This is a genomic window from uncultured Gilliamella sp. (assembly GCA_945271295.1).
Taxonomy (GTDB): Bacteria; Pseudomonadota; Gammaproteobacteria; order Enterobacterales; family Orbaceae; genus Gilliamella.
This window is the reverse complement of record CALYPG010000037.1, coordinates 1-11,002: the sequence shown is the minus strand read 5'-3', so window position 1 is coordinate 11,002 and position 11,002 is coordinate 1. Positions and strand designations below refer to the sequence as shown.

Below are 11,002 nucleotides of genomic sequence, written 5' to 3'. Positions count from 1 at the left end.
AAAATTTTTAATATGAGGAATCCATGGAAACATCATTTGTAATTGCTAAATTTGGTGGTACTAGTGTTGCAGACTACCCTGCAATGGTAAATAGCGCTAACATTGTCATCGCAAATCCTAAGGTTAAAGTTGTCGTTTTATCTGCCTCTGCTGGTATAACTAATTTATTAGTAGCCCTAGCTGAAGGACGTGATGCAGGAGTGCGTGCCCAACATCTTGCCAAAATTCAAACCATCCAATACAACATTTTAGAACAACTACCTGAAAATCCACAATTACGTGCTGAAATTGATCAGATTATTGCCAATATTGCTTCACTCTCAGAAGCAGCGAGCCTTGCTACTTCACCCGCATTAACCGATGAACTTGTTAGTCATGGTGAAATAATGTCTTCTAAGCTTTTTGTCGAAATTTTGAAAGAACAACAAAAACATGCTATTTGGTTTGATGTTCGGAAAGTTATGCGTACTAATGACAAATTTGGTAAAGCAATACCTAAAATTGAAGATATTAAACAACTTTGTTGTGCACATTTAAAATCATTAACTGCTAATAATATCATTGTGACACAAGGATTTATTGGCAGCGAAAGTTCTGGCAAAACGACCACATTAGGTAGAGGTGGTAGTGATTATACCGCCGCTTTATTGGGTGAGGCATTGAATGCAACGCAAATTGATATTTGGACTGATGTTGCTGGCATCTATACAACCGATCCACGCATTACGCCTGCTGCTAAGCGTATTGATGAAATATCATTTGCTGAAGCAGCTGAAATGGCAACTTTTGGAGCCAAAGTTTTACACCCCGCCACGCTGGTCCCTGCTGTACGTAGTAATATTCCGGTGTTTGTTGGTTCCAGTAAAGCGCCACAAGCTGGGGGCACCATTGTGTACAATACCAACAGTATTACCTCAGAATTACCTTCATTTAGAGCATTAGCACTCCGCCGAAAACAAACATTACTTACCTTAACAAGTTTAAACATGTTACATGCTCAAGGTTTTCTTGCTAATGTTTTCACAATTTTAGCGAAACATAATATTTCTGTAGATTTAGTCGCAACATCAGAAGTTAGTGTCGCGCTAACTATTGATACCACAGGAACTAATACCAACGGAAATAGTTTATTAACCAAAGATCTATTTAATGAACTTTCAACTGTTTGCCATGTAGATGTACAAGAAGATCTGGCATTAATTGCTATTATTGGCAACAACCTTACGACAACCAAAGGGGTGGCTAAAGAAGTTTTTGGCGCCTTAGACAATTTTTGTATAAGACTTTGCTGCTATGGTGCAAGTACCCATAATGCCTGCTTTTTAGTAAAAAACAGTGATGCAGAAACCATTATTAAACTTCTACACCACAACATTTTTGAAAGATAAATTTCATCATTTTTACTTCATCACCATAACTCCGTCGACTGTTGTTGACGGAATAACAATAAAGATTTGAAAATAATAGTGGCGAAATCGAATAACCAAATGTTTATGTGGCAATTTTTAATGTTACTCAAATTCAAATATCCGTTATAAGTGATTACAACCACTTGCATTGGTAAGTTGATTGAGTAAATAACCATTTTTTGTTATATTGCCACCTATTTCAATTCCACCTTTCTGTCAATTTATCATTAGGATAATTTATGCTTAAGATCTTTAATACCCTCACCCGCGAAAAAGAACCTTTTAAACCAATTTCACCCAATAAAGTCGGGATGTATGTGTGCGGCGTGACTATTTACGATCTTTGTCATATTGGCCATGGTCGTACTTTTGTCGCCTTTGATGTTGTGACTCGCTACTTACGTTTTTTAGGTTACAATTTAACTTATGTGCGCAATATTACTGATGTTGATGATAAAATAATTAAACGCGCACTGGAAAATGGCGAGACTTGTGATCAACTAACCGATCGCATGTTACAAGAGATGTATGCTGATTTCGATGCGCTTAATATTAAACGCCCTGACGTTGAACCACGCGCCACTCGTCATATGCCACAAATTATTCAGCTAGTCGAAGAACTCATTAACAAAGATCATGCTTATATTGCCGATAATGGTGATGTTATGTTTGCGGTAGATAGCGATCCCAATTATGGAATTTTATCGCGGCAAAATTTAGAACAACTTCAAGCTGGAGCACGCGTTGATATAGTTGATGTTAAACGCAATCCCATGGACTTTGTTCTTTGGAAAATGTCAAAACCTAATGAGCCTAGCTGGGATTCGCCATGGGGTAAAGGCCGTCCCGGTTGGCATATTGAATGTTCGGCGATGAATAGTTACCAATTAGGACATCATTTTGATATTCACGGTGGCGGTTCTGATTTGATGTTCCCACATCATGAAAATGAAATCGCTCAGTCAACCTGTGCTCATAATGGAGAATATGTTAACTACTGGATGCATTCAGGCATGGTAATGATTGACCAAGAAAAGATGTCCAAATCACTAAATAATTTTTTCACTATTCGTGATGTATTAAAACACTATGATGCTGAAACAGTCCGTTATTTTTTACTATCAGGTCATTATCGTAGTCAACTAAATTACAGTGAAGAGAATTTAAAACAAGCCAGAATAGCACTTGAACGTTTATATACCGCCTTACGTGATACTGATGCTAATCATCCACACACCACAGTAGATAGTGATTATTATCAACAATTTTGTAATGCGATGGATGATGACTTTAATACGCCAGAAGCATACTCAACACTGTTTGATTTAGCTAGAGAGATCAATAAAGCCAAAGCTGATAATAATATGCCACTAGCTAATAAATTAGCCGCACAATTACGTTATTTAGCATCGGTGCTTGGACTTCTAGAACAAGATCCGGTCAAATTCTTGCAAGGTGAAACACCCGATGATGTTGATATAACTTTGATAGAAGCATTGATTAAACAGCGTAATGAAGCTCGAGCTAACAAAAATTGGGCTCAAGCTGATGATGCCAGGGATAAATTAAATGCCATGAATATTGTTCTTGAAGATGGTGCCAATGGCACAACTTGGCGGAAAAAAAGCTAGATTAATACAATTCACTAATAAACAATTTTAAAAAAGCACCCATAACGTTGTGGGTGCTTTTATTAACCATATCATAACTTCTTATCAATTGAAGTTAAAATCCCGCGTAAAATATTCAGTTCTTGTTGCTCTACATGAGCCCGAGTAAATAATCGGCGCAAACGTCCCATAACCTGCCCCGGATGATTAGCATTAATAAAACCTGTATTTAATAAAGTCTGTTGTAAATGTTGATAAAACCGCTCAATATCTGCATTGGTAGGAAAATCAACCTCGGCTACTTCTATCGAATTACTAGTAAGATCTTGAGTATTTAACATCGACATGCGAATTTCATAACAAAGCACTTGAACCGACATAGCCAAATTTAACGAACTGTAGTCAGGATTAGCGGGAATACTAACATGATAATCACATTTTTGTAATTCATCATTAGTTAAACCAACGCGTTCGCGACCAAATACCAAAGCCACTTTGCTGTTAAGCGCTTGTTGTACGATTTTATCAGCACACACTTTAGGCGTTAAATTTGGCCATTGTAAGCTACGGGAACGTGCACTGGTACCAATCACTAGATTACAATCCGCAATTGCTTGGGTAAGTGAAGAGCAAATATGAGCATTTTTAATAATATCACTAGCGCCTGCCGCTAATGAAATTGATTGGGAATCTGGTTTAATAATAGGATTGACCAAACATAGATTGGTTAACCCCATAGTTTTCATTGCTCTGGCAGCAGATCCCATATTACCGGTATGGGAAGTTTCGACCAAAACTATTTTAATATTATCTAAATAATGCACATCTTCCTCATTTAAACACACCTAAAAATCCTAATAAAAAGTAGTATATACTAAAATAAATCCAAGATGCAGCTAGATTAACAATAGATAAAAAGTCAAACAACAGTTAGACAATGTTACTGCGCCGCCTCTACTTTTAGAGAGAAATTACTTGAAGTCAATTTAAAGTTAATCTAATCAACAATTTTTTACTATAAACAACTAATAATCATATTGTTATAATTTTTTTATTGACGAAATACAAATAATTTGCCAATGTAGTCATTAGCAATACCAATTATGTTAGCAATAAGAGTTAACAACTATAAAGGAGATCTACTATGACTTTAAGTATTACCAGTAAACAAATGGATATTACCCCAGCAATTCGTAGTTATCTAGAAGATAAATTTGCTAAATTAGATAAATGGAGGGCGCAGTTAATCAATCCTCACTTTATTTTATCAAAAGAGCCTGATGGATTTATTATTGATGCGACAATTGCAACAAAAGGAGCACCATTAGTTGCTTCAGCTAAACATATTGATATGTATGCAGCAATTAATGACCTTATTGGTAAACTTGAGAAACAGCTTAATAAACTTCAACATAAAGGCGAATCTCGCCGTGCATTTGACAGTATAAAAGGAGTATTGCCAGAAGAAGAATAATTAGGACAATCCCGATAAATTCAATTTAAAAATAAAGGCACTTTAACAGTGCCTTTATTTTCTGACTTGCTATAATATTGCATCGTTTTTAAATAGATTAACTCAAAAATGACTGTAAATCCTTTATTACCATTACGCGATAAAATTACTGAACTGGATAAATCTCTTTTAGCAATCCTAGCGAAACGACGTGAACTAGCAACGGAAGTGATACATACTAAAATTGCGGCTAATATCCCTGTCCGTGATGTTGAACGTGAGCGTTCATTAATCAAGACTTTAATTAATCAAGGCCAAGAATATCATCTTGATGAACTATTTATTAAACGCTTATATCAAATTATTATTGAAGATTCAGTCCTGTTACAACAAAAAATCCTGCAAGAAAAACTCAATCAAGATACCATTATTAGTGCTAAAGTGGCTTTTCTTGGGCCAAAAGGTTCTTATTCACACTCAGCGGCACGCCGTTATGCCAGTAATCACTTTGAACAAATGATTGAATCTGGTTGCGCTACCTTTAAAGATATTTTTGAACAAGTTGAAAAAGGATTGGTCAACTATGGTGTTTTGCCGATTGAGAATTCTAGCTCAGGCTCTATTAACGAAGTTTATGATTTACTGCAAAAAACTAATCTACACATAATTGGCGAGCTTTCACTACCAATCGATCACTGCATCTTGGCAATACCAAATACTCAACTTGATCAAATTAATACCGTTTATAGTCATCCACAACCCTTTCAACAATGTAGTCATTTTTTAGAGAATTTCCCGCATTGGAAGATTGTGTATTGTGATAGTACTTCATCAGCAATGGAAAAAGTAGCCAAATTAAATAGCCCAAATGTTGCAGCTATGGGGAATAAAGATGGCGGTGAATTATACGGTTTACAAGTACTTGAACATAATTTTGCTAATCAAAAAGAGAATATTACTCGCTTTATTATTCTGGCACGTAAACCGATCGATGTTTCCGACCAAATTCCTGCAAAAACCACTATTTTAATGAAAACCGGTCAGCAAGCAGGTGCGCTGGTGGATGCATTATTAGTCCTGCGCGAACATAATATTGTTATGACAAAACTTGAATCACGACCAATCCATGGTAATCCGTGGGAAGAGATGTTTTATATTGATTTACAAGGCAATATAAATTCTTATGAAATGCAAACCGCATTAAAACAGTTGTCGACAATTACTTTATTTTCAAAAGTGCTAGGTTGTTACCCAAGTGATTCAATTACAGCGGTAATATAATTATTGTGACAATGCAACGTTTTTCACAACCAGTACTCCAATGGTACGAGCAGTATGGGCGCAAAACGCTACCTTGGCAGATTGAAAAAAGTTCTTATCATGTTTGGTTGTCTGAAGTTATGTTACAACAAACCCAAGTTGCAACAGTGATCCCCTACTTCAAACGTTTTATTGAACATTTCCCGACTATTGTCGATTTAGCTAAAGCGCCAATAGATAGTGTGCTGCACCTGTGGACCGGGCTTGGTTATTATGCACGTGCCCGCAATCTACATAAAACCGCACAAATAATTAGTGAGCGATTTCATGGCCAGTTTCCCAAACAATTTGCAGACGTAGTAGCTCTACCCGGTGTTGGCCGTTCAACCGCAGGAGCTATTTTATCGCTGGCGCAAAATCAGCATTATCCAATTTTAGATGGTAATGTGAAACGCGTCTTAACGCGTTATTTTGCCATTGAAGGCTGGCCGGGTAATAAAGCGGTTGAAAATAAACTATGGCAATTAAGCGAGCAAGTGACGCCTCAACAAGAGGTTGCCAAATTTAATCAAGCAATGATGGATATTGGGGCGATGATTTGTACTCGTAGCAAACCCAAATGTACACTCTGCCCATTACATAATGACTGTGTCGCTTACCAGACAGAAAGTTGGCAACAGTTTCCAACTAAAAAACCCAAAAACACTATACCTGAAAAAACTGCTTACTTTTTAATGCTTGAACAAGATCACTGTGTTTGGCTTGAAAAAAGACCGCCTGCTGGCATTTGGGGCGGATTGTATTGCTTACCTGAATTTGCGAGTAAACAGGCATTGCTTGATTGGTTAAACCAATACGGCATCAAAACAACCCACCCTCAGCAGTTAATTTCATTTCGCCATACTTTTAGTCATTTTCATCTGGATATCATTCCTATCCATTGTGAAATATTAAATCATAATAAATGCTTAGATGAATCTAATGGTTATTGGTACAATCTAAAAACACAAGATGCCAAAATTGGACTAGCTACCCCTATTTATAAATTATTACATCAGTTAATTAAGTAAGTCCATCTCTCTGCAAACCTTGTCTTTTTAGAGTATAATTTACCATCATTTATTCTTCCTTTTATTTCTATTTATGCACTGCAAGCAATCACAAGGTTTATCGGGGTGGTTAGTATTTTTAATGGCGTTTGCTATTGGCGTGACCATTGCTAGTAATTACTATGCTCAACCACTATTACATTCCATTACTGATGATTTACATATTGCTATTAAACATGCCGGCGCAATTATTATGAGTGCCCAATTCAGTTACGCAGTTGGCTTACTGTTTATTACTCCACTGGGTGACAAAGTTGAGCGCAAACAATTAATCCTGATATTAATGATGTTAACTATTTGTGGACTAATAATTAGTGCCTTATCGCAAAATTTATGGATGCTAATTATTGGTACGGCAATAACGGGGTTATTTTCAGCCGTTGCCCAAGTGCTAATTCCTTTTGCTGCGACATTGGCAAAACCAGAGCACCGCGGCAAAATTGTTGGCACGTTAATGAGTGGTATGTTACTGGGGATTTTACTAGGGCGAACCTTTGCTGGTGCCATTTCATCTATCAGCGATTGGCATAATGTCTATTGGATTGCAACTGTTATCATGATTATTGTAACCCTACTTCTTTGGCTATCTCTACCAAATTATTGTAACAAAACCAATATAAACTATTGGCAGTTGATGGTTTCTATTGGCTCGCTCTACCGACAGGAACGGACGTTAAGGATCCGCTCAATACTAGCTGTGCTTTCATTTGCCATATTTTCATTATTATGGACACCACTGGCATTTTTATTAAGCGATCCACCTTATCACTATTCTGATTTTATTATTGGTTTATTTGGTTTTGCTGGCGCAGCTGGCGCAATAGGATCACCAATTGTTGGCCGGTTATCTGACAAAGGCAAAGGAGCCGTAGCCACATCGATTGGCTTAACGCTACTGCTACTTTCATGGTTACCACTATCATTCGCACATTACTCAATAATGGCATTAATTTTAGGTGTGGTCTTGTTAGATTTTGCGGTACAAGTCACGCATGTTTCCAATATGAATGCTATTTACCAAATTAGGCCTGAATCGCGTAGCCGTATGAATACTGGCTACATGGTAAGTTACTTTATTGGCGGAATGTTAGGTTCGGTTACATCTACCTATTTATATAGTCATTACGGATGGTTTGCAATTACTGTTGCAGGAACGATTCTGGCGTTATTAGGGATTATTGTCTGGATTTACCATATCAAAACGTATAGTATTCCTGAAACATCTTGTCAAAATTAACCTACTGCCTTTTCAAAAATTAATAGTAATTTTTATAATAGACTAATAATAGCTAACCACCATAAAACGGTATAAGATGATAGATAAATCAAAAAGTAAAAATATGCCTATCGTTATATTTGCTTACGCTATGATTAGTAAACGTATTGAATGAATTGCAAGTACTAAAAAATAATATTGTTTTTTTATATTCAATAATAATTTTATCTCAATTTATTTACTATAATTCTAGGAATCATTTATGACTAAAGTATCTTACCTTAATAACCCATATACTATAAAAAATTTATCACTCAAAAATCGAATTGTGATGCCACCAATGTGTCAATATGTCGCCAAGGACGGAATGCCGAATGATTGGCACTTTATCCATTATGTATCACGCGCCGTCGGTGGTGTTGGACTAATTATTGTAGAAATGACTAACGTTGCTGCAAATGGTCGCATTTCACCTAATTGCTTAGGTTTATGGAATGATGAGCAACGAGACCAATTGAAACGCATTGTTGATGCGGTGCATGCGCAAAACGGTAAAATTGCCATCCAAATTGCCCATGCTGGCCGTAAAGCTTTGGGTACCGACGATGTTGTCTCCTGCTCGCCGGTTATTTTTGATGGCAACAACGAAGCAAATCCCAAATGGCAATATCAAATGCCTCGCGAATTAACTAAAGATGAGATCCTCGAACTTATTCAAAAATTCAAACAATCCACCCAACGAGCAGTTGAAGCAGGTTTTGATGCTATTGAAATACATGGTGCACATGGTTATTTGATACATCAATTCTGCTCACCCAAAACCAATTTAAGATCAGATGAATATGGTCAAGACAAATTACTATTTGGTGAGCAAGTGATTAAAACAGCCAAATCAGTTATGCCAACAGATATGCCACTTATTGTGCGTTTTTCAGCACAAGAATATGGTAAAAATGGCTATGGAATTGACTATGGATGTAAAATAGCTCAGCGTTTTGCTCAAGCTGGCGCCGATGTATTAGATGTAAGTGGTGGCGGTGACGGGCAACTTGATCCCATGCATACCCCAGACTTTCATGCTGGCTATCAGGTTTACTTAGCTCGAGCAATTAAACAAGCCACTCATTTACCAATTATTACCGTCGGAATGCTTGAAGATCCTTATCTTGCTGATTATGTATTAAGTACTGGTGATGCTGATTTAGTTGCAATTGGCAAAGGTTTACTACGCGATCCATATTGGGCATTACATATCCCTAATTCACCATTTGTCCCACAACCCTATAAAATTGCTTTCTGATAATAAAATAGATTTTGATTCGATAAATAACTCTATAACCATACTGCAAGATATCATTGCCTAAAACGCTGATTAAATATGCATAGCATATTTAATCAGCTGTTTTTTTAATGGTGAGCAGTGATCAACGGCATTCATTCCTATTGTTCTAAGCAATTTTTTCAACAAAAGATCACCATTAAACATATCTTGAATGGTTCGCATGGCAGCTAACATAACCAGTGTATCTTTACGACGAGCCAACTGATAGGCTTGCAAATTTTTTGAAAGGCCAATATCTTTATTAACAGCAACTAAATCCTTTATGGTTGCCACTAAAAGTGCTGAATCTTGAAAACCTAAATTCACGCCTTGCCCAGCTAGAGGATGAATAGTATGAGCAGCATCACCGATTAGTACTAATCGATGCTTAACAAAACACTTGGCAAAACGCGCTTTAAGTGGAAATACCATACGTGGATTAATTAACTGACAATGACCTACTTTATCACCAGTTAAAGCAAATAACTCATTGGCAAACTCTATTTCGGAAATAGATGCTAAATTTGAAGCTTTATCTGGCTTAGTCGACCAAACTAAACAACTTTTGTTGGATTGCCAAAGGGGCAGGAACGCAATAATACCATTCGGATAAAAAATTTGTTTGGCACAAGATTGGTGCCGATACTCTGTGGTCACCGTTGTTATCACTGCATGATGAATATAATCTCGCTCAATCACAGGGATTTTTTGTTGCTGACGTAGCCATGAGTGTGCACCGTCGGCACCAATAACTAACTTGGCTTGTAAAATAGTATTATCGGCTAATGTCAAACTAGCATAATCATCATTTAATACACTATTAACAGCCTCATAGCTAAAAAAACGAATGTTGCTACATGCTAATGCATATTGATAAAGATAATGTGACATAACATGATTTTCGATGATATAACCTAAATTTTGATAACCAAAATCTTGAGCATGCGCTGATAGATGGGCTTGACCGTCTTTTTCCCATACGCCTATCTCAGTAAAAGCTTGAACTCTTTGACTGGTACACAAATCATCCCACACACCAATTTGCGCAAAATAGAGCTGGCTGGAACCGTTAATTGCTGAGGCACGTACACCTATTATATCAGAATCTAAATCTGTATATTGCGCAAACTTAGTATCGATAACAGCAACGTTAAGATCACATTGACTAAGTGCACAGGCCGTTGCCAAACCAACTAACCCACCACCAATAATAGCAACATCAAAATCAAACTTCATACTTTAAGGCAACTATTTATTATCTATTTTGTTATCTTGGTTAGATTCAATCTCATCATCATTCATGGCTTTTTTGAAGCCTTTTAAAGCACTGCCAAGATCTGAACCTAGATTACGTAACTTTTTAGTCCCAAATAACAATACAACCACAGCAAGAAAAACCAAAAGGTGCGGGATACTAAATGACATAAAATAATCCTCTCAAATAAACACAACTGTTTTGTTAGATATTGGATTTAACAAATAGAATTTATTAACTTTTGATTTATTATACCCTTTTTATAAGGGGATTACATGATACGTTTAGGAATAAAAAAAAGACCTGTATAAAAATATACAGGCCAACATGAAATATAAGGAATATAAGGAAAGAAAACAATGAAAAATC

General features: G+C 36.5%; 10 protein-coding genes. 7 read left to right on the top strand and 3 right to left on the bottom strand.

The window, feature by feature from the left end:
* Window positions 1-23 precede the first annotated feature (23 nt).
* Both lysC and cysS read left to right on the top strand, forming a co-directional pair.
* Window positions 24-1,388 carry a lysine-sensitive aspartokinase 3 gene (lysC, locus tag Q0K76_RS12525; RefSeq protein ID WP_294616010.1) on the top strand — a complete coding sequence of 455 codons (1,365 nt, stop codon included), beginning with the start codon at window positions 24-26 and terminating at the stop codon, window positions 1,386-1,388.
* Between the two features lie 260 nt (window positions 1,389-1,648).
* Entirely contained in the window at window positions 1,649-3,040 is a 1,392-nt protein-coding gene (gene cysS, locus Q0K76_RS12520; RefSeq protein WP_294616009.1) for a cysteine--tRNA ligase, read from the top strand.
* 71 nt (window positions 3,041-3,111) lie between these two features.
* Here cysS and trmJ read toward each other — a convergent pair whose 3' ends face one another.
* Window positions 3,112-3,843 (bottom strand): tRNA (cytosine(32)/uridine(32)-2'-O)-methyltransferase TrmJ, encoded by a 732-nt coding sequence (trmJ, locus tag Q0K76_RS12515; protein WP_363322499.1) that lies wholly within the window; start codon window positions 3,841-3,843, stop codon window positions 3,112-3,114.
* Between the two features lie 320 nt (window positions 3,844-4,163).
* Here trmJ and raiA point away from each other — a divergent pair, with 320 nt between their 5' ends.
* From raiA to Q0K76_RS12490, 5 genes are all read left to right on the top strand, one after another.
* Window positions 4,164-4,493: a ribosome-associated translation inhibitor RaiA gene (gene raiA, locus Q0K76_RS12510; RefSeq protein ID WP_294616007.1), complete on the top strand. Its 330-nt coding sequence runs from the start codon at window positions 4,164-4,166 to the stop codon at window positions 4,491-4,493.
* Window positions 4,494-4,601: 108 nt separating this feature from the next.
* Window positions 4,602-5,753 (top strand): bifunctional chorismate mutase/prephenate dehydratase, encoded by a 1,152-nt coding sequence (pheA, locus tag Q0K76_RS12505; RefSeq protein WP_294616006.1) that lies wholly within the window; start codon window positions 4,602-4,604, stop codon window positions 5,751-5,753.
* Window positions 5,754-5,755: 2 nt separating this feature from the next.
* Window positions 5,756-6,802 (top strand): A/G-specific adenine glycosylase, encoded by a 1,047-nt coding sequence (gene mutY / locus Q0K76_RS12500; RefSeq protein ID WP_363322498.1) that lies wholly within the window; start codon window positions 5,756-5,758, stop codon window positions 6,800-6,802.
* A 73-nt stretch (window positions 6,803-6,875) separates the two neighbouring features.
* A complete protein-coding gene (locus tag Q0K76_RS12495) occupies window positions 6,876-8,078 on the top strand; it encodes an MFS transporter (protein WP_363322497.1) in 1,203 nt (400 codons plus the stop codon).
* A gap of 241 nt (window positions 8,079-8,319) precedes the next feature.
* Window positions 8,320-9,357, top strand: coding sequence for an NADH:flavin oxidoreductase/NADH oxidase (locus tag Q0K76_RS12490; RefSeq protein ID WP_294616004.1), 1,038 nt, complete (start codon window positions 8,320-8,322; stop codon window positions 9,355-9,357).
* 72 nt (window positions 9,358-9,429) lie between these two features.
* Here Q0K76_RS12490 and Q0K76_RS12485 read toward each other — a convergent pair whose 3' ends face one another.
* Together Q0K76_RS12485 and tatA are read right to left on the bottom strand one after the other, a co-directional pair.
* Window positions 9,430-10,614, bottom strand: a complete 1,185-nt coding sequence (locus tag Q0K76_RS12485) for an FAD-dependent monooxygenase (protein ID WP_294616003.1) — start codon at window positions 10,612-10,614, stop codon at window positions 9,430-9,432.
* A gap of 12 nt (window positions 10,615-10,626) precedes the next feature.
* A complete protein-coding gene (gene tatA / locus Q0K76_RS12480) occupies window positions 10,627-10,803 on the bottom strand; it encodes a Sec-independent protein translocase subunit TatA (RefSeq protein ID WP_294616002.1) in 177 nt (58 codons plus the stop codon).
* Between the last annotated feature and the right edge of the window lie 199 nt (window positions 10,804-11,002).